Genomic DNA, 19,992 nt, shown 5'->3' with positions numbered 1-19,992 from the left:
AGTAATATAAGCAAATCGCGTTAACGTATGGGAAATCATTGTGCGACTTAAACTAGTTAGTCTATTAATTATATTGTCAGGGTTATCGGCGTGTAGCACAACCGAAAAACCAACTAAAACCAGCGATAACTTAAATAGCAGTGCCAATACGCTGAAAAATGAAGCACTGAACGCGCAATCGATTTATCAATTAGCGCAAAACCGTTTTGGTGCAGATAAAATTCAACTGCTTTACAGTGCCCGTGATAGCGCCATTACTGAAGAAAACTGGCCGCTACTCGAAACAATATGTAGCGAACTTGCACTTACTGCCAGTGTTGATCAAATTCAAAACCGTTTATATATTGCCTTTGCACAAAAAGAGCAGAATAAAAACCAGCAAGCACTTGAAGTATTAAACTCACTTGAGGGACAACTCAAGCAACCCGAACATTTTGCCTGGCACCAATTTTTAACTGCCAGCATTTTTGCTTCTCAAAACTTGCCAAAACGTGCTGCACCCTATTTTTTTGCGGCGTCAGAATCTGCAACTAAAAACACTATTTCAATTCCTCAGCTTAGTGATGCACTTTGGAAAAATTTAAAGCAACTCTCATCTTACGCATTAGAACGATTTAACCGTGGTTCTGTGATCCAACAAGGTTGGGTTAACTTAGCTTTGTATCATCAAGTTTACGCCAACAGCTCGGTTGATTTAGACCAAGCCATTAATAATTGGCGCCGCCGTTACCTGGGGCATCCTGGTAACAATGTACTGCCAAAACAAGAAACGTATGCTAATGAATTAGCGCCAATTAATATTGAGCGTTTGGTTGTTTTACTGCCTCAGTCAGGTGCTAATAAGCGCCTTGGGGATGCCTTAAAAGCCGGTATATTGGCAGCGCTTGATAAAAAAGAGATCAACGAAACACTGTTTATAGATGAAAACACTGAAACAGAAGCGTTGAGCGCACAAATTTCTCAGTTACAGCCTGACTTTGTTATTGGTCCACTATTAAAAGCCAATATAGATAAGCTCGCTAATACCAATACATTACTCGATATACCCACCTTACATTTAAATACCTTTGATGGCGAAAGAACCTCGCTGCAACATTACTTTTTTGCGCTTAATCCTGAACATGAAGTACAGCAAACGCTAGAGCACTTTTTAGCACAGGGTTATCAAAAGCCGATGTTGCTAGCGCCAAATAATACCAATGGCCAGCGCTTAGTTGACTACTTTAATCTGCAGTGGCAACGCTATAGTGAAACAACCACGCAAGTTGGTTTTTACAACGATAACAAAGATATGCCCAATACGATTACTAGCTTGTTAGAAGTTGATAAGTCAAAAGAGCGTATTAAATCTGTTAAAGCACTTTTTAATAAAGAAGTTGAAAGCGAAACACGCTCACGTGGAGATATTGATGCCATTTACATACTCGGCGACGCCATTGAAACCCGATTAATTAAGCCTTACCTTGATGTTAATGTGAGTACCTTTGCCGATAGAATTCCTATTTACGCCAGCTCTAAAAGCCACAGTAAGCAAATAGATACCACTGACAAAGGTGATTTAGACGGACTCTACTTTACTGAACTGCCTTGGATGTTAGACTCACAAATTAAGCAACATAATCTGCGTCAGCAATACAATGATTTATGGCCTGAACAAGCCGATATAAGCCAACGTTTATTTGCGATGGCTTATGATTCCGTCACCATGCTTAACGATATTAGACAATTGAGTGTTACACCCGATAAATACTTTTCAGGGTTGAGCGGTAAATTGTCGATTAATAGTGCCGGTGATATTGAACGTTCACTGCAATGGGCTCAGTACAGCAACCGCCGAATAAAACCGGTGGAGTTAAAAACACAACGCCCTGTACCGCTATTTATGCAATCAGCTAACGATGGCATAACCATAATTAACTAAGGGGTCGACATGTCGTGGTTTAAACAGCTGTGGCAAAATAGTCGTGAAAAAGGCCAGTATTATGAGCGCCAAGCGCAAAAGTATTTAGAAGCACAAGGCTTAAAAGCGATTGAGCGTAATTACTACTGCCCCTATGGCGAACTTGATGTCATTATGAAAGACGGTGACACCTTAGTGTTTGTTGAGGTTAAGTTTCGTAAAAATAATATAAAAGGCGGCGCTAATTATGCTTTAAGCCCGCAAAAGCAAGCAAAATTAAGACGAGCTATTTATCATTACCTCGCGGCTAAAAATTTAAAAAATCAGCCATTACGTATTGATTATGTTGCTATAACAGGCGAGCCATCACTACACATAAACTGGCTAAAAAACGTATTTTAATACCGAGCACATACAAATGAGTGAGCAATTATTACAACAGCTAAATTGCATAATGCGTAGTTAAAAATTAACAAGCTGCTTCTAAAAATCATCATCCTTAATAAAGCGGGTGTGAGCTCACACAGAATTAGATATTAATTGTTGGTAATCCATGCAAGACACAATAAAAGAAATTTTTAAAGAAAGTATTCAAGTTCAAATTGCAGCAGGTGAAGTACTTCCTAGCGCATTGGAGTCAGCGGCATTCACCATTGCACAAAGCCTGATCAATGGTAATAAACTGATATGTTGCGGCACAGCAAACTGCCACATGTTGGCACAACACATGGCTGGCGTATTAGTAAACTTTTACGAAACAGAGCGCCCTTGCTTACCTGCAATTGCCCTTTCGCAAGAAAATATTAACCTAGGTCAAGGCCATCAAATAGATGACCACGATACCTTTGCACGCCAAGTACGTGCCTTTGCTCAGCAAGGTGATTTGCTCCTTGCATTAGCAATTAATGGCAATGAAAAACATATAATTTCTGCAGTAGAAGCGGCACTAACCAAAGATATGAAGGTCATAGTAATGGTAGGTGATGATGGCGGCGAACTCGTTGGCTTACTTGGGCACAACGATGTAGAAATACGTACACCGTCTAAACGCCCTAGTCGCATTATTGAATCGCATTTAGTTAACCTTCACTGTTTAAGTGAATTGGTAGATTTAACTCTTTTCCCGCAGGATGAAAATTATGTTTAAACGCTCCCTGATTATTTTAGGCACCGTTGTGTTATTACAAGGTTGTGCTGCTGCTGTAGTGGCTGGCACAGCCAGTGCTGTTACTGCAGCAAACGATAGACGAACCATTGGCTCGCAAATAGACGACAACAACATTGAAATAAAAGCCAGCATTGCTATTAGTGAAGATGAACGTCTTAATAAGTTTGCTCATATCAGCGTTATAAGCGTTAATGGCGTGGTTTTAATGGTAGGGCAAGTTCCTAACCAAGAAATGAAAAACCAAGCGTTTAAAACCATTGAGAACCTATCTGGCATTCGTAAAATTCACAACCAACTACGCATTGGCTCTAATATTGGTATTACCACGCAAACTCACGACTCATGGTTAACCTCAAAAGTAAAAGCGCAGCTTTTAGCGGCTGAAAACATCAGCAGTAATAATATAAAAGTAGTGACTGAAAATGCCGAAGTATACTTAATGGGGCTAGTATCTGACGCTGAAGCAAACCAAGCCGTTAATATTGCCCGTAATATCTCTGGCGTAGAGCGCGTTATTAAAGTGTTTGAGTATTTGTAAAGAATAAGGTTCGAGGTTCGAGGTTCGAGGTTCGAGGTTCGAGGTTCGAGGTTCGAGGTTCGAGGTTCGAGGTTCGAGAAGTTTAAAAACCTTGCGGTTAACATCGCAAGGTTTTTTTATACCTGTAGCAGCGGGTTCACCCCGCGTGTGTATTAGGTTCAAGGTTTTAGGTATGAGGCCCGTAACTCGTCGCTCGTGAACTTAAATCAAACTTGCACGGCGTAAGCCCCACTTAAAAAACATTTTTACCACAGAGTACACAGAGACGCTTCGCGCTACACAGAGAAGACAGGACAAATAAAGCATGTCTTTAATCATTTCCTCTGTGTGCTCTGCACCCTCTGTGGTAAATAGAATCTCTTTAAGATCTTTTTGCACAAAGAGAAGTGAATGAGGAGTAAATGAGAAAACAATAACCATGAGCCCGAGTGATTAATTGTTTTTTTCACTAGATCTAAAAGCGCAGCGCCTCTTACCTCTTTGTGAATAAATTTATTACCTAAAACCACATGCGCGGAATAAACCCGCAGCTACACCAATCAATCTCAACCCGTTTCTCACAGCTCGTCGCCCGTGAACTTTCACCTTTCACCTTTCACCTTTTCCCTTTCACCTTTCGCCTACTTTTAATCAGGTATAAAAAAACCGCTTATTAAGCGGTTTTTATCTAACATTTACGGGTTATTTTATAACGCGTAAATGTGAGCCTTTTTTCTTTTCAGGCTTAGGATCAGGTGTTTCATCAACTAGTTCAGGTGATGAATCAACACTTTCAAGCTCTGGAGCAAAATCGTCTTCGTCCTCTAAAAACTCATCTGCAGTAAAGACTGTGCCTTCGCCATTTTCGCGTGCATATATTGCAAGTACAGCCCCTAAAGGCACGTACACTTGCATTGGCTGACCGCCAAAGCGTGCGTTAAAGCTAAGCTGAGAATTATCTAACGAAAACTGCGTAACCGCTGAAGGGCTTATGTTCAATACAATTTGGCCGTCTTGGACAAACTGTGTTGGCACTTGCACTGCAGGAAAATCAGCATTAACCACTAAGTGTGGTGTGCATTCGTTATCAACAATCCAATCAAAAAAAGCGCGTAGTAAATAAGGACGATTAGAGGTCATTATAAACGGATCTCACGCTCTGCTTCAGTTAAAGAAGCTTGGAATGATTCACGTTCAAATAAACGGATCATATATTCTTTAAGTTCTTTAGAGCCTGCACCATTTAGCTCAATACCAAACTCAGGTAAACGCCATAATAGTGGAGCTAAGTAACAATCAACCAAGCTAAACTCTTCACTCATAAAGTAAGGCGCTTCACTAAAGATGGGTGCTATTGCAAGTAATGCTTCTGTCAGCTCTTTACGCGCTTGCGCTGCTTCAGACGTGTTGTTAATGATTTTTTCAGCTAGGCTGTACCAATCAGTATCAATACGGTGCATCATTAAACGACTACGACCACGCATGACCGGGTATACAGGCATTAGTGGAGGATGAGGAAAACGTTCATCAAGGTATTCCATGATGATGTTTGCCTGATATAAACCAAGCTCACGGTCAATCAGTGTTGGCACTGTGCCGTAAGGGTTAATTTCGTGAAGTGCTTCTGGCAGATTATCCTTTTCAGCCATATGAATATCTACACTTACACCTTTTTCAGCAAGTACAATGCGTACTTGGTGGCTATACATACAGTTAGCACCAGAAAAAAGGGTCATTACAGGGCGCTTATTGGCAGCTACGGCCATGCCTACCTCCATTAAATAACTAAAACAGCAATAGGGGCTTAAGCCCCTATTGCAAAATTACCTTTAAATATGTTCAAACTTAATGAACATCTCTCCAGTATTCTTTCTTCAGCATAAATGCCAAGATAAATAGAATCACTAAGAATCCAAGTACCTTAATACCTAGCGCTTCCGATTCGAGACGTGTAGGTTCACCTACATACTCTAGGAAATTCGTTAAATCACGAACTGCTTGGTCATATTCATCTACACTTAATTCGCCCGTACCATCTGTTTCTGTACCAGTAATATGAGTGGTTGTTTTACCATTTACTGTTACTTCTTCAGTAATTGCAGTAGGAACACCTTGCAACTCTTGAAGAACATGTGGCATACCCACCGATGGGAATAACGTATTATTTACGCCAAACGGACGAGATTCATCTTTGTAAAACGATTTTAAATAGGTATAAATCCAATCACTGCCACGCACACGCGCAACATTTGTTAGATCCGGCGGAGCCGCACCAAACCATTTTGCAGCATCTTCTTTCTTCATTGCATTATTGATATGACTACCTACTTTTGAACCATCAAAAATAAGTTGCTCTTGACCAATCTCTGTTGGAATACCAATATCGCGGAAAGTACGTTCATAACGTTGATACTGCATTTGGTGACAACCAAGACAGTAGTTCATGAACAACTTTGCGCCACGTTGCAAAGAAGGTTGATCAGATATATCGTTACCCGCTTCCATTAGAGGAACTGACGGGCCTGCCGCCATTGCTGGTAATACGTTTACTGATAAAGCGAATAAACCAATAAGTAGCTTTTTCATCATTTCGTTAACCTCTCAGGCAATGGCTTAGTTTTTTCATTCTTACTGTAAACAAATAACAGTACGAAGAACATAAAGTAAGTCACAGTACAGATTTGCGAAACAAGCGTTTTAAAGTCAGTTTGAGGTGTAGCACCAACCCAACCTAAAAGAACGAAAGTAACTACAAAGCCTGCAATGTTCCATTTGTGGAAACCACAACGGTAACGAACTGAACGAACCGAACCACGGTCAATCCAAGGCAATAATGCTAGCACGACAATAGATGCACCCATTGCTGCAACACCCATTAGCTTGTCTGGAATCGCACGTAAGATTGCATAAAACGGCGTAAAGTACCAAACAGGGAAAATATGCGCTGGTGTTTTAAGTGGGTTTGCCGGTTCAAAGTTTGGCGCTTCTAGGAAGAAACCACCCATTGCAGGCATAAAGAACACCACCCAACAGAACAAGATTAAGAAGCCAACCACACCCACAATATCTTTTACTGTGTAATAAGGGTGGAACGGTATCGCATCAATAATGTCTTTTTTATCTGTGTAGTATTCATGGAACTTAAATTTAGGCTTGTCTTCTTCAGCCACGGTTCCTTTTTTACGTTTGTTATCAATACCGTCAGGGTTGTTAGAACCCACTTCGTGCAATGCAACAATGTGTAAAAATACTAAGATAACAATAACCAGTGGTAATGCTATTACGTGTAATGCAAAGAAGCGGTTAAGCGTTGCACCCGAAATAACGTAGTCACCACGAATCCACAGTGTTAAATCATCACCAATTACCGGAATAGCGCCGAACAGTGAAATGATTACCTGTGCACCCCAAAACGACATTTGACCCCATGGTAATAAGTAACCCATGAACGCTTCAGCCATTAGGGCTAGGAAAATAAACATACCGAATAACCACAGTAATTCACGTGGTTTTTGGTAAGAACCGTAGATCATGCCACGGAACATATGCATGTAAACAACGATGAAGAACGCAGATGCACCCGTTGAATGCAAATAACGTAATAACCAACCGTACTCTACATCACGCATGATGTATTCTACTGATGCAAACGCACCTTCAGCAGATGGTACATAGTTCATCGTTAACCAAATACCGGTAAGGATTTGGTTAACTAGTACTAACATAGCGAGTGAGCCAAAGAAGTACCAGAAGTTAAAGTTTTTTGGTGCTGGATACTGTGCAATGTGCATGTTCCAAACACGTGTCATTGGGATACGGTCGTCTATCCACTCAACAATTTTTCCAAACATTAGGCCACCCCTTGTTCTTCGCCCACTAAAATAGTGGTCTCATCAAGAAAAGTATATGGTGGAACTTCTAAATTTAATGGTGCAGGTACCGATTGAAATACACGGCCGGCCATATCAAACTTAGAACCGTGACATGGACAGTAAAAACCGTCATCAGTCCCTTCCACTTTCTCACCAAAGCCACCTTGTAAAAAGCTAGGTGAACAACCCAAATGCGTACAAATACCTACAGCGACAAAAATCTCTGGGCGTAATGAACGGAAATCATTGGTTGATGATTCTAATTGTTGTGGCTCTTGCGATTGCGGATCACGAAGTTGACCTTCATGTTCTTTCATCTGCTCAAGCATTTTTGGGGTCCGTGATACAACCCATACAGGTTTACCACGCCACTCGACACGTATTAATTGTCCTGGCTCAAGTTTGCTGATATCTACTTCTACAGGCGCACCCGCAGATTTAGCTCGCTCACTTGGATTCCAAGACGCAATAAAAGGAACAGCAGCCCCAGCCGCACCAACACCACCAACAACAGAGGTAGCTATGGTTAAAAAGCGACGTCGGCCATTGTCTACAGGCGCATTGCTCATCCACTTATCTCCACTATGATTCTCAACACTTGCTATATTGAGAACATCAGTTACAGCAGGTTAATTTTTCGAATTTTAAAAGAGAAACGATCATAATTAAAACCCTTGTTTAAAACAAGGTTATTCACAGCCTCCTGCTCGAATAATCCTGACTTGCTCAAATAGTTGATTAAGTTAGCTCGAGTATGAAACCAAATGACTATAGTATCGCTTCCGTAAAAACAATTTGTAAACAAGTACAATCTCACCAACTAAGTACAGTAACCACTGAATTTGGCGACATTAAACTCATTCACTTTATTTGCCCGCCAATTGTAGCAAAAAAATTCACCAATTAACTGATGGATTTAAACTAATTGCGATAATTATTTAACTTTTTTTGCGTTAGTCGGCCATTTTTAAGCTTTCGTTCAATAAATACGCATACTTGGCCTATTTTGATCAAGCTAATGTCGACATTAGTCTTAAAGGGAAAATTGAAGATGAAAGGCGAAAGGCGAAAGGCGAAAGGTGAAAGGCGAAACATACTCATATATTTTTGAATGAATATTAAATTTTGAACCTCTTATTCCCAAGCATCGATTGATTTCATCAATGCTGAAATCATACGGGAAAGCTCACGAGTTTCCTCAATCCATTCAGTGGCCTTTGTCGTATCAACCTCTCCTATTTTTAATGCAATGTAAATTTGAGAGCGTAATTCTCCACAACTCCCCTTAGAATATGATAAAAATCGAGTATAATCTTTAGGTGTTACCCGTTCATAACCCTCTGCTATATTTGAAGAAATTGAAAGCGCAGATCGTGTTATTTGATCTTTTAAACCAAACTCTTTACTCTGCTTAAAATGTAAATAAATCTCGCAAGCTAAATCGGCTGAACGTTGCCATACCCTTAAATCTTCAAACCTCATAACATAACCAGTCAGCTAAAACATGCTTAACTTATAACTGTAAAATAAGAAAGACACAAAGCTTAGATCAAACTTATAGCTTGAACCTTGAGTCTTGAACCTTGAGTCTTGAACCTTGAGTCTTGAACCTTGAGTCTTGAACCTTGAGTCTTGAACCTTGAGTCTTGAACCTTGAACCTTGAACCTTGAACCTTGAACCTTGAACCTTGAACCTTGAACCTTGAGCTTTGAACCTTGAGCTTTGAACCTTGAACCTTGCTCCTTGAGTCTTGAACCTTGCTCCTTGAGTCTTGAACCTTGCTCCTTGAGTCTTGAACCTTGCTCCTTGAGTCTTGAACCTTGAACCTTGAACCTTGAACCTTGAACCTTGAACCTTGAGTCTTGAACCTTGAACCTTGAACCTTGAACCTTGAACCTTGAACCTTGAACCAAAATCTTATAGCTACAAAACAAAAAACCCAGCATAAGCTGGGTTTTTGAATTCTTGATAACGTAAAAATTAACGTTTTGAGAACTGTGGACGCTTACGCGCTTTCTTAAGACCCACTTTCTTACGTTCAACTTTACGTGCATCACGAGTAACGAAACCTGCTTTACGAAGTTGTGGACGTAATGACTCGTCAAACTCCATAAGTGCACGAGTGATACCGTGACGGATAGCACCAGCTTGACCAGTAGTACCACCACCAGCAACGGTGATGTGTAAGTCAAACTTTTCAGTCATGTCAACAAGCTCAAGAGCTTGACGAACAACCATGCGTGCTGTTTCGCGACCAAAGTACTCTTCTAAAGAGCGCTTGTTGATTACGATGTTACCAGTGCCTGGGCGTAAGAATACGCGAGCACTTGAACTTTTACGACGACCTGTACCGTAGTATTGATTTGCCATGATAGTGCTCCTTAAATGTCTAGAACCTGAGGCTGTTGTGCAGCATGATTGTGCTCAGTACCCGCGTAAACTTTAAGTTTACGGTACATAGCGCGGCCTAAAGGACCACGTGGCAACATGCCTTTAACAGCTTTTTCGATGATCATTTCAGGCTTTGCAGCTTGAAGTTTATCAAAAGTAGTAGACTTAAGACCACCTGGGAAACCAGAGTGAGCATAGTACACTTTGTCTTTGAATTTATTACCAGTAACAGTAACTTTCTCAGCGTTAATAACGATGATGTAATCACCAGTATCTACGTGCGGTGTGTACTCAGCTTTATGCTTACCGCGTAGGCGATGAGCGATTTCAGTAGCGATGCGACCTAAAGTTTTACCTTCAGCGTCAACTACGTACCAGTCACGTTTTACTGTTTCTGGTTTAGCAACAAACGTTTTCATTTATAAAAATCCAATGTTTTTCAATTAAAACCACAGGTAGTTATGTTTAACTACCGCTCTAAGTTTGCTACAACCCCTTCGAGTTTTAGACTTTTGCGCCGCTCACAAGTGGCTAAACTATATGAGGACATAGAACGCAACGTGGCAGACGCGGGAGTATACCAGCACTTAAATAACATTGCTACCGGCCGGTTGTTTTTTCCTCAAGAAAAGTTATTACTCAGCGGTCAGCGGTCAGCGGTCAGCGGTCAGCGGTCAGCGGTCAGCGGTCAGCGGTCAGCGGTCAGCGGTCAGCGGTCAGCGGTCAGAAAAGCTAATTATAACTTTAGAGTCAACAGAAAATACTTCCTTGCTGAAAATAGATATTTGTAGTTAATAAAATATCAACTAGGATAAAAACTGAGCATAAGGATTTTGTATTATGAACTTTGAAAACTTAGATGTATGGAAGCGCTCAGCTCGCCTTAGCGCTGGTATTTACAGAAATACACAACTAATTAAAGACTTTAGCTTTAGAGATCAATTAACACGCTCTGGTTTATCTGTTCCTAGTAATATAGCTGAGGGCATGACAAGAGAGAGTGATAAAGAAAAAACACGCTTTTTAGATATCGCTCGCTCTTCGCTTGCTGAGGCAAGAACCCAAATATATATTGGCATCGATATTAACTATATTGATACCGACATAGGTAAGTCTTGGCTAAATGAAACAGTCCAGCTGTCAAAAATGCTAACAAGTTTGATAGCAAAAATAAAAACAAGTGAGTAACCATTCTTACTGACAGCTGAAAACTTACAGCTGACAGCTATTCTCTACTTCTGACACACCTCACAAAAAACAGTGCTGCGTTGCCCTAGGCGGATTTCGGTTAATTCGCTCTCGCAATTTACACAGGGTTGGCCTTTTCGGCCATACACTAATAACTGTTGCGCAAAGTAGCCAGGCTTACCGTCACTTTGGGCAAAGTCTTTCAACGTTGTGCCGCCTTGAGTAATTGCAGCGGCTAAGGTGTCTTTTATAATTGGGATTAACGCTTGGTAGCGTTTAAGGCTTACCTTACCTGCTTCTTTTCGCGGATCGATACCTGCTTTAAATAATGATTCGTTAGCGTAAATATTACCAACCCCCACCACCACGGCGTTATTCATAATAAACTGCTTAACAGGCACTTTTTTATTGCGAGATTGCTCATAAACACGTTTAGCAAAAAAGTCATCGGTGAGTGGCTCGGGGCCTAATTTAGCAAGTAACTTATGCTTTTCATTGGGGGCTTGCCATAAACAACAACCAAAGCGGCGTGGATCGTTTAAACGAAGCGCCTTATTGTTCGCTAAAATAAACTCAACATGGTCGTGTTTTTTAAGTGGCTCGGCTTTATTTACTACGCGCAAGTTCCCTGACATCCCTAAGTGCAATATAGCCGCCCCAAGCTCACATTCTAGTAGCAAGTATTTTGCGCGGCGTTCAATACTGCTAACCACCAACCCCTCAAGTTGGTATACCTCATCTGGCACAGGCCAGCGCATACTGGCATTATGAATGTTTACCTTAGTAACGACTTGGTTTAGCACATGGGGGGTAATGCCCATGCGGCTAACTTCTACTTCTGGTAATTCAGGCATTTATAAAACTCACTTATGAAAAGGTAAAACTAGGAAATAATTGCTTGGCAGTGCTTAAATCAAGCAACATTAGCCGCTGACTGGTTTTCTCGAGAAGATAATACTCACCATTTGCTTTATATAATAAGTACATCCAAGGTAGGGGCTCACCCGCGAGTTCAAACGTCGCTGCCGATAGTGGCTTATTAATATCAAGCGCATCAGGTGTGGCTGTCGTCATTAACGCTGTATTTTGCCATAAATAAACAAGCTCACTAAGTTGCTGCTCTGAACCTTGCCAACTAAGCGGTACCTCTTTGATCAAAGCAGTAGTACGCCAGCTTGTACCAATGCGCTCAATTTTTTGGTCGCTAAATTTAAGTGTTAATACAAAGCTTTGCACAGGAAGTAGTGGCTGCAGTTGCGCCTGCGTTTCATCGGATCCAATCTTTTTATGAAGACCATTTAAAAAGAAGATCATGATCAACATAGAAAAAATAATAACATTGTTCCAACCTTTGCGGCTTAATCGCATATGCAGTTCCTAATTTATATAAGGTTTTCAAGTTTAGCTAAAACTTAATTGCACTGTCTATATGTTAAAAGCTGGATACTTTGCTAGAATATCGGCAAATTTTAAGGAGTTTAGTCAATGTCAATGTATGTAGTGGGCCATAAAATCCCAGATTCAGATTCAATATGTGGTGCAATTGCACTGGCTTATTTAAAAAACCAAATTGATGAGCCGGCAATTCCAACCCGCCTTGGTGAAGTATCACCAGAAACACAGTTTATTTTAGATAAATTTGGCTTCGAAGCACCTGAGCTTAAACTTAGCTACGCTGGCGAAGACGTTTACATTGTAGACCACACAGAAAAAACCCAAGCACCTGATGATATCGACCAAGCTCGCGTTGTTGGCGTGGTAGATCACCATAAGTTAGGTGACCTAACCTCATCAACCCCGCTTGAATGCTGGATCCGCCCTGTTGGTTGTTCTAACACCATTATTAAGATGATGTACGATTTTTATAACGTAGAGATCCCTAAAGATATTGCTGGCATTATGCTTTGCGCCATATTAAGCGACACGGTTATTTTTAAATCACCAACCTGTACCACTGCCGACATTAAATGTGTTGAAGCCCTTGCTGAAATTGCAGGCATTGAAGACTTTAAAGAACTAGGCATGGACATGTTCCGCGTTAAATCAGCCGTTGAAGATACGCCTGTACGTGATTTAGTAATGCGTGACTTTAAAGACTTTAACATGAACGGTAACCTTGTTGGCATTGGTCAGTTAGAAGTTATTGACCTTGCAGTATTTGACGAGATTAAAGCTGACCTTGAAGCTGACATTGCCAAGCTTAAAGAAGAAGGCGGTCGTCATTCAGTATTTTTACTACTAACCGACATTATGAAAGAAGGCTCACAAATGCTGATTGCATCAGACGATGCCAGCCTTGTTGAGCAAGCCTATGGTGAAAAGCCAGAAGACGGTAAAGTATGGCTAGATGGCGTATTGAGCCGTAAAAAGCAAGTAGTACCACCACTACAAGACGCTTTTAAGAGCTAGGTTCGAGGTTCGAGGTTCGAGGTTCGAGGTTCGAGAAATTTAAAAACCTTGCGGTTAATATCGCAAGGTTTTTTTATACCTGTAGGCGGGAGTTTACCCCGCGTCAGTATTAGGCTCAAGATGTTAGTTGCTAGGCTCGTCGCTCGTGGCACGCTGCCCGCCCGTTACGGTATGAAGTCCCACTAACATTAAAATACCTGCTATATTTACTTATAAAATAAAGGCGTTAGGCTCTAAGTGCTAGGCTCGGGCTTCAAGCCGTAACCCGCAGCCCGCAGCCCGCAGCCCGCAGCCAAAACATAAGGACATAAAATGCAAATACTTCACCACGGAGCGGCAAATGGCGTAACAGGCTCATGCCACCAGCTGATAATAAACGACCAAAGCTCTTTTCTAATTGATTGCGGACTATTCCAGGGTGAAGATTCTGTAGATGATCTAAGCATTGAATTTAATATAGACACAGTTCGCGCATTAATAGTTACCCATTGCCATATTGATCATGTTGGCCGAATTCCCTATTTGTTAATGGCTGGCTTTAAAGGCCCTATATTTACCTCTGTTGCATCAGCAAGCTTATTGCCTTTAGTCATTGAAGATGCATTAAAAGTGGGCGTTACGCGAGACCAAAAAATAATAGATACCTGCTTAAGGCTGCTTAAACAACAAGTTGTAGCTGTAGACTTTAAAGCCTGGTTTGAGCTTCCTTGCAAAGGTGAACACACAGCGAAAGCCCGACTACAACGAGCAGGGCATATTTTAGGCTCCGCTTTTGTAGAAATAGACATAAGCACGCCTCCTTATAAAGCGAGCAAGATTCATAGAGTGGTTTTTTCTGGTGATTTAGGGGCGCCCTACACGCCTTTACTACCCGCACCTAAAGCGCCCTATAAAGCCGATACCTTAGTGATAGAGTCGACCTATGGTGATAAAAATCACCAAGGCCGCAAGCAGCGTACGCAAACCTTAAAAAACGTGATTGAACGCGCTGTTGCCGACAACGGCATCGTTCTTGTGCCTGCCTTTAGTATTGGCCGCACGCAAGAGCTGTTATACGAACTTGAACAGCTAATTCATGCCTCTACAAAAAATTCACCTTGGCGCACAATACAAGTAATACTCGACTCCCCCATGGCAGCTAACTTTACTCAGCAATACCGAAAATTTAAATATTTATGGGATGAAGAAGCCAAACAAAAAGTAGCCAAAGGTCGTCATCCACTCGACTTTGAAAACCTCACTACAATAAACACCCATAGCGAGCACTTAGCGTTAATAAATTACTTAGCCAGCCGCCAAACACCTGCCATTATTTTAGCAGCAAGCGGTATGTGCACCGGCGGGCGTATAGTTAATTACTTAGAGCGCTTTTTAACCGACAAAACCACCGATGTACTCTTTGTAGGTTACCAAGGGCGCGGCACGCTGGGTCGCGATATACAAACCTATGGCCCACAAAATGGCTATGTGTTGATAAATAATACTAGGGTGAATATTAACGCCAAAATACACACTATAAGCGGTTATAGTGCTCATGCTGATCAAGCAGGTCTCATCAAATTTGTAACCGGTATGCGCAAAAAGCCCAGCCATATAAAAATAGTTCACGGCGATGATGACGCTAAAAATACACTCGCAGCAAAATACAGAGAAATATTGGGAGATGAGGTGACGGTAGAAATTGGCAAGGGATAGGTTCGAGGTTCGGTGTTAAGCTCTAGGCTCGTAGCTCGCTCCCCGTTGCCCACCGCTCGTCGCCCGCAACCCGCTGCCCTTTAAATCCTGTACAAGCAAGTATATTCACGTATCATTTTAAGGCCAGTAAATAAAAGGATACCTCTTGTTTAATCTCCCCCCCACTACGATTGCACTTATTATCGTTTGTAGCGGCTCTATTATTGGACCGCTTGGCATGGCAGGCGTTAATATCGCTATTCCTGACCTTGCTGAAGATTTACACGCAAGCGCAAAAATGATTGCGTGGATGCCCACCTTGTATTTACTCAGTAGCGTTATCTTTATGCTGCCGTGCGGTAAAATAGCAGACAACTATGGTCGCAAACGCGTGTATGCATTTGGTTTAGGCTTAAATGCACTGGCCTCGCTAATGTGTGCGTTAGCAAACTCTATTGAGTGGGTGCTTTTTTGGCGCTTTATACAAGGGGCTGCAGGCGCCATGATTTTTGGTATAGGCGTTGCCATTATCACCTCTGTTACGCCTGATAATAAACGCGGAATGGCACTCGGCATCTCTGCGGCGTGTGTATACATAGGACTCAGTGCAGCGCCTGCGGTTGGTGGCTGGCTCACTGAAATATGGGGATGGCGCGCTGTGTTTTACTCGCAAATCCCCTTGGTACTTATGCTACTTATTGCCATTAAACTATTTTTACATGGCGAATGGAAAAACGATAAAAAATCGCCGTTTGACTGGTGGGGTATGGTTATTTTCTCGCTCTTTGCACTGTGCATAGTATTAGGATTAAGTGATTTACCGAATATAGCTGGCTGGCTATTAACCGCACTTTCAATCATTTGTTTAATGCTATTTATTGTTCACCAAAGTCGCAGTCGACGCCCCTTAATTAGAGTACAAATGTTTTTAGAAAGTCGTGTATTCAGCCTATCGTTGACTACTTCGTTTCTCATGTATGCGAGTAACTTTTCACTAGCCTTTTTGTTAAGTTTGTACCTGCAATATATAAAAGGATTAAGCCCCGCACATGCAGGACAAATAGTATTACTACAAGCGGTTTCAATGGCTATCATGGCGCCCCTAGCAGGTAAACTTGCCGATAAAATACAACCACGCTTACTAGCCACGCTAGGCTGCGTAATTGTTCTGGTTGGATTTTTTCTGTTATCCCAGCTATCGGTTAGTTCAAGCACCGCTTACATTAGTGGCTCACTGTTATTATTAGGAATTGGGTTTGGCTTATTTTCGACCCCTAACAACAATGCCATTATGGGAGCGGTGGATAAAAGTGAGCTAGGTGTGGCGTCTTCCTCAATGAACTTATCACGCACTATTGGTAATTTATTTGGCATGAGCTTAATCAACTTAATTGTGCATTATTACCTTGGTGACAGCACCTTCTCAGCGCAAAATAGCTACGCACTAATGAGCACCATTTCATTGGCGTTTAAAATGTCATTAGGGTTTGTCATGCTGGCAAGTTGTATTTCTGCGCTGCGAGGTCGGGCTTAAAAGGCTGCTAGGTTCGAGCTGCAAGGTTCCAGGTTCCAGGTTCCAGGTTCCAGGTTCCAGGTTCGAGGTTCGAGGTTCGAGGTATTTAAAAACCTTGCGGCTAATATCGCAAGGTTTTTTATACCTGTAGCAGCGGGTTCAACCCCCGTCTGTATTAGGATTTAGGTTCGAGGCCCGAAGCTCGTCGCCCGTAACCCGTTGCTCGATGCCCATCGCCCAGAGCTCGCAACCCTTTAACCTTTAACCAACTTTTTCATATATTCAGTAAACTCATCGCCTAAGCTTTTATCGCGCATGCTGTATTCTACAATCGCTTTTAAATAACCGAGTTTATCGCCACAGTCGTGTGAGCGGCCACTCATATGAAACGCTTCTACCGTATCAATAGCCAATAATGCATCAATAGCATCTGTTAGCTGTATTTCACCGCCTGCGCCTACATGAGTTTTAGCGAGTAATGGCCAAATATTTTTACTTAAAATATAACGACCAACAACGGCTAAGTTTGAAGGAGCAACCTCTGCGGCTGGTTTTTCAACCATTTTTTTAATTGCTGCACTTTCACCAGCAGCAAGCTCTACACCATTAATATCAGCAATGCCGTACTTACTTACATCTTCAATAGCAACGGGCTCTAACATAATTTGGCTGGCATGGGTTTGCTTAAAGCGTGCGATCATCGCCGCTAAGTTTTCAGTTTTTTGATCTGCCGTATAAGCATCTAAAATTACATCGGGTAACACCACAACAAAGTCCCTATCACCAACTATTGGCTTGGCACATAAAATAGCGTGCCCTAAGCCTTTAGCCTCACCTTGACGTACATGCATAATGGTTACATCAGGCGGGCAAATAGAGCGCACTTCTTCAAGTAGGGTACGTTTTACGCGTTTTTCTAACGTGGCTTCTAACTCAAAACTGGTATCAAAATGGTTTTCAATGGCATTTTTAGAGCTATGTGTTACGAGCACAATTTCTTTAATACCCGCCGCCACACATTCATTTACTATGTATTGAATCAGCGGTTTATCAACCAAGGGGAGCATTTCTTTAGGGATTGCCTTAGTCATTGGCAACATACGGGTGCCTAAACCAGCAACAGGAATTACAGCTTTCACAAATAGTCCTTTAATATAAGTGAGTATATTTGCTTACAAAAGTAGCATAGCTAAATATATACAGCCTGAATCAGCTAAAGGTAAGAATAAATTATAGGTGCATAATATTACACAAAGTAAAACACCAAGTTGCTAACTCGGTGTTTTGATATGACTAACTGATAAATTATTAAAGCATAGCGCCTTTACCAGTTTTAGGTAAGTTAACTACATTGCAGCCACTGTTATGCTCTTTGAAATTTTCATGTCTAGCATTCCATACTAAATCACAAATCCCATCAGTCGGATTAAAGCTAGTTGGCGCATCGAGAAGTAATTGGCGAATCTTTTCATGATCAAAGTTATGACAGGCTGTATCTAGCGCGTCTATAAACACATTAAGCTCACGAAGCGGTAACATCACTTCATTAGCAGTCATAATTCGTTCATGAGTTGTTTGCCCTACGTTATCCCCTATTAATAGCTCTTCGAAGAGTTTTTCACCTGGGCGTAACCCTGTACAAAGTATTTCGATATCGCCATGCGGGTTAGATTCACTTTTAATTTCAAAGCCAGATAGCCTAACCATTTTAGTGGCTAAATCTTTAATTTTAACTGAATCGCCCATATCGAGAACAAATACATCGCCCCCTTTGCCCATAGCACCTGCTTGTATAACAAGCTGTGCGGCTTCAGGTATGGTCATAAAAAAGCGAGTTATGTCTGGGTGAGTTAATGTTATTGGACCACCCTCTTTTATTTGACGTCTAAATAAAGGTACAACAGAGCCACTTGAGCCTAGTACGTTACCAAAGCGCACCATGCAAAAGCGTGTATTATGCTTAGCACCTTGTTCTTGAGCTAACCCCTGTAAAACAAGCTCAGCCATTCGCTTGGTTGCTCCCATAACATTGGTAGGGCGAACAGCTTTGTCGGTCGATATAAGTACAAAGGTTTCTACTTTGGCATTTACCGCTGCCTTTGCCGCATAATAAGTACCAAATACATTATTACGCACTCCTTCAACTACGTTGTGCTCAACAAGTGGTACATGCTTGTAAGCAGCGGCGTGATAAACCGTGTGAACACCAAAAGCCACCATCACAGTTTCAAGTCGGTTAATACGCTGCACGGAACCCATAATAGGAATTAATTCTATTGAAAGTTGATTATGAGCAACATATTCACACAATTCTTTTTCTATTGAATATAGAGCAATTTCACTGCGTTCAAATAAAATTATTTTTAACGGGTTTTGTTTAATAATTTGTCTGCACAACTCAGAGCCTATAGAACCACCTGCACCTGTAACCATAACCACTTTATTGGTAATATTAGCCGCCATTAAATCGGTTTTAGGAGTTACAGGGTCTCGGCCTAATAAATCCTCAATTTCAACTTCTCTAAATTCAGAAAGTTGTGCTTTGCCCTCAATAACATCGGCCATACCAGGTACAGACAACACCTTAATCGAAAGCGGCTCTAATTGGGCCAATACTTCTTTTCGCCTTGCTCTAGATACACTAGGTATAGCTAAAAGCACTTTAGTGGCATTGCGCTTTTCAATTAGTTCCTGAACATCTTTAAAAGCAATGACAGGTATACCTTGTACAATAGAGCCATGCTTTGCAGTATCATCATCTATAAAAGCACTTACAAAATACTCAGGGCCTGCATTTAAACCAGTAGCTAGCTGCCGGCCTGCCGATCCTGCTCCATATATAATGACTGACTCTTTATTATTCGTCATTATTTTACCAATAATGGCCCTCACTAAAATCCGAGAACCACCGACTGTAAGCAAGCATAACCAAGCAAATATAAACGGCATAGTTCTAGGTATGTTTACACCAGTAAAAAAAGCCAGCAACACTAAGCTTATAGTCGTTATTAATGTGCCTAATATAATTGCCCATAAAGCCTGTGAGTTCATATACCTGAGTACAGCGCGGTATAAACCTAACTTAATAAATGCACTCAGACTTGTGGGAATAAGTAATGCTAGCAACAACCAATTATTTATACTTTTAAGAGGCTCTAAGCTGTCGAGCCTTACAATAAGCGCCAACCAAAAAGCTAACATAATAAAAAGCGAATCAATACATAACGTAATTATTCGTTTCTTTGCACGTGAGGCGTTAATAATAGAACGGATAATACTATCCAAAACAAGTTCCTTTAATACAAGACTCTAGGCTCTAGAGCTATACAAAATTTATTTAATATCATAAGTACAAAAAA

Annotated in this window: 21 protein-coding genes; 8 read left to right on the top strand and 13 right to left on the bottom strand. The window is 41.3% G+C overall.

The window, feature by feature from the left end; genetic code table 11:
- Window positions 1–40: 40 nt before the first annotated feature.
- The 4 genes from AAGD16_RS02420 (at window position 41) to dolP (ending at window position 3,606) form a co-directional block, all read left to right on the top strand.
- Entirely contained in the window at window positions 41–1,921 is a 1,881-nt protein-coding gene (locus tag AAGD16_RS02420; protein WP_013464046.1) for a penicillin-binding protein activator, read from the top strand.
- Between the two features lie 9 nt (window positions 1,922–1,930).
- Complete coding sequence (locus AAGD16_RS02415) at window positions 1,931–2,302, top strand: YraN family protein (RefSeq protein ID WP_013464045.1); 372 nt, start codon at window positions 1,931–1,933, stop codon at window positions 2,300–2,302.
- 151 nt (window positions 2,303–2,453) lie between these two features.
- Window positions 2,454–3,047 (top strand): SIS domain-containing protein, encoded by a 594-nt coding sequence (locus tag AAGD16_RS02410; RefSeq protein ID WP_013464044.1) that lies wholly within the window; start codon window positions 2,454–2,456, stop codon window positions 3,045–3,047.
- On the top strand, window positions 3,040–3,606 hold the full coding sequence (gene dolP / locus AAGD16_RS02405; protein ID WP_013464043.1) for a division/outer membrane stress-associated lipid-binding lipoprotein: 567 nt from the start codon (window positions 3,040–3,042) through the stop codon (window positions 3,604–3,606). Before AAGD16_RS02410 ends, dolP begins: the two co-directional genes overlap by 8 nt.
- Before the next feature lie 681 nt (window positions 3,607–4,287).
- On the opposite strand, the gene AAGD16_RS02400 is transcribed toward dolP, so the two are convergent.
- The 9 genes from AAGD16_RS02400 to rplM all read right to left on the bottom strand — a co-directional run bounded on the left by AAGD16_RS02400 (window position 4,288) and on the right by rplM (window position 10,268).
- A complete protein-coding gene (locus AAGD16_RS02400; RefSeq protein ID WP_028834446.1) occupies window positions 4,288–4,725 on the bottom strand; it encodes a ClpXP protease specificity-enhancing factor in 438 nt (145 codons plus the stop codon).
- Window positions 4,725–5,351 carry a stringent starvation protein SspA gene (gene sspA, locus AAGD16_RS02395; protein ID WP_013464041.1) on the bottom strand — a complete coding sequence of 209 codons (627 nt, stop codon included), beginning with the start codon at window positions 5,349–5,351 and terminating at the stop codon, window positions 4,725–4,727. The genes AAGD16_RS02400 and sspA overlap by 1 nt, the downstream gene beginning before the upstream one ends.
- Window positions 5,352–5,430: 79 nt before the next feature.
- Entirely contained in the window at window positions 5,431–6,174 is a 744-nt protein-coding gene (locus AAGD16_RS02390; RefSeq protein ID WP_008110862.1) for a cytochrome c1, read from the bottom strand.
- Window positions 6,171–7,436 carry a cytochrome b N-terminal domain-containing protein gene (locus tag AAGD16_RS02385; protein ID WP_008110864.1) on the bottom strand — a complete coding sequence of 422 codons (1,266 nt, stop codon included), beginning with the start codon at window positions 7,434–7,436 and terminating at the stop codon, window positions 6,171–6,173. Before AAGD16_RS02385 ends, AAGD16_RS02390 begins: the two co-directional genes overlap by 4 nt.
- Window positions 7,436–8,026 (bottom strand): ubiquinol-cytochrome c reductase iron-sulfur subunit, encoded by a 591-nt coding sequence (petA, locus tag AAGD16_RS02380; protein ID WP_008110867.1) that lies wholly within the window; start codon window positions 8,024–8,026, stop codon window positions 7,436–7,438. The genes AAGD16_RS02385 and petA overlap by 1 nt, the downstream gene beginning before the upstream one ends.
- Window positions 8,027–8,591: 565 nt before the next feature.
- Window positions 8,592–8,939, bottom strand: a complete 348-nt coding sequence (locus tag AAGD16_RS02375) for a four helix bundle protein (RefSeq protein WP_036955980.1) — start codon at window positions 8,937–8,939, stop codon at window positions 8,592–8,594.
- Between the two features lie 15 nt (window positions 8,940–8,954).
- Window positions 8,955–9,404 (bottom strand): hypothetical protein, encoded by a 450-nt coding sequence (locus tag AAGD16_RS02370; RefSeq protein WP_377113396.1) that lies wholly within the window; start codon window positions 9,402–9,404, stop codon window positions 8,955–8,957.
- A 34-nt stretch (window positions 9,405–9,438) separates the two neighbouring features.
- Window positions 9,439–9,831 carry a 30S ribosomal protein S9 gene (rpsI, locus tag AAGD16_RS02365; protein WP_024600778.1) on the bottom strand — a complete coding sequence of 131 codons (393 nt, stop codon included), beginning with the start codon at window positions 9,829–9,831 and terminating at the stop codon, window positions 9,439–9,441.
- Between the two features lie 8 nt (window positions 9,832–9,839).
- Window positions 9,840–10,268, bottom strand: a complete 429-nt coding sequence (gene rplM / locus AAGD16_RS02360) for a 50S ribosomal protein L13 (RefSeq protein ID WP_002957960.1) — start codon at window positions 10,266–10,268, stop codon at window positions 9,840–9,842.
- Between the two features lie 421 nt (window positions 10,269–10,689).
- On the opposite strand from rplM, the gene AAGD16_RS02355 reads away from it, so the two are divergent.
- Window positions 10,690–11,037 (top strand): four helix bundle protein, encoded by a 348-nt coding sequence (locus tag AAGD16_RS02355; RefSeq protein ID WP_024601818.1) that lies wholly within the window; start codon window positions 10,690–10,692, stop codon window positions 11,035–11,037.
- Window positions 11,038–11,081: 44 nt separating this feature from the next.
- Here AAGD16_RS02355 and mutM read toward each other — a convergent pair whose 3' ends face one another.
- Together mutM and AAGD16_RS02345 are read right to left on the bottom strand one after the other, a co-directional pair.
- Window positions 11,082–11,891 carry a bifunctional DNA-formamidopyrimidine glycosylase/DNA-(apurinic or apyrimidinic site) lyase gene (gene mutM / locus AAGD16_RS02350; protein ID WP_024601819.1) on the bottom strand — a complete coding sequence of 270 codons (810 nt, stop codon included), beginning with the start codon at window positions 11,889–11,891 and terminating at the stop codon, window positions 11,082–11,084.
- A 13-nt stretch (window positions 11,892–11,904) separates the two neighbouring features.
- Window positions 11,905–12,405, bottom strand: coding sequence for a hypothetical protein (locus AAGD16_RS02345; RefSeq protein WP_128583748.1), 501 nt, complete (start codon window positions 12,403–12,405; stop codon window positions 11,905–11,907).
- Window positions 12,406–12,522: 117 nt separating this feature from the next.
- On the opposite strand from AAGD16_RS02345, the gene AAGD16_RS02340 reads away from it, so the two are divergent.
- The 3 genes from AAGD16_RS02340 (at window position 12,523) to AAGD16_RS02330 (ending at window position 16,654) form a co-directional block, all read left to right on the top strand.
- Window positions 12,523–13,446, top strand: coding sequence for a manganese-dependent inorganic pyrophosphatase (locus AAGD16_RS02340; RefSeq protein WP_013464036.1), 924 nt, complete (start codon window positions 12,523–12,525; stop codon window positions 13,444–13,446).
- Window positions 13,447–13,758: 312 nt separating this feature from the next.
- Window positions 13,759–15,141 (top strand): MBL fold metallo-hydrolase RNA specificity domain-containing protein, encoded by a 1,383-nt coding sequence (locus AAGD16_RS02335; protein WP_377113389.1) that lies wholly within the window; start codon window positions 13,759–13,761, stop codon window positions 15,139–15,141.
- 217 nt (window positions 15,142–15,358) lie between these two features.
- Window positions 15,359–16,654 (top strand): MFS transporter, encoded by a 1,296-nt coding sequence (locus AAGD16_RS02330; RefSeq protein ID WP_377114760.1) that lies wholly within the window; start codon window positions 15,359–15,361, stop codon window positions 16,652–16,654.
- 233 nt (window positions 16,655–16,887) lie between these two features.
- Here AAGD16_RS02330 and galU read toward each other — a convergent pair whose 3' ends face one another.
- Entirely contained in the window at window positions 16,888–17,772 is an 885-nt protein-coding gene (galU, locus tag AAGD16_RS02325) for a UTP--glucose-1-phosphate uridylyltransferase GalU (protein ID WP_377113386.1), read from the bottom strand.
- Window positions 17,773–17,941: 169 nt separating this feature from the next.
- Window positions 17,942–19,918, bottom strand: a complete 1,977-nt coding sequence (locus AAGD16_RS02320) for a polysaccharide biosynthesis protein (RefSeq protein ID WP_377113383.1) — start codon at window positions 19,916–19,918, stop codon at window positions 17,942–17,944.
- Window positions 19,919–19,992: the final 74 nt, after the last annotated feature.

The sequence above is a fragment of the Pseudoalteromonas sp. M58 genome (genome assembly GCF_042604605.1).
Lineage (GTDB): Bacteria > Pseudomonadota > Gammaproteobacteria > Enterobacterales > Alteromonadaceae > Pseudoalteromonas > Pseudoalteromonas tetraodonis.
Note: the sequence above shows the minus strand (reverse complement) of the source record. Positions and strands in the feature narration are given on the sequence as shown.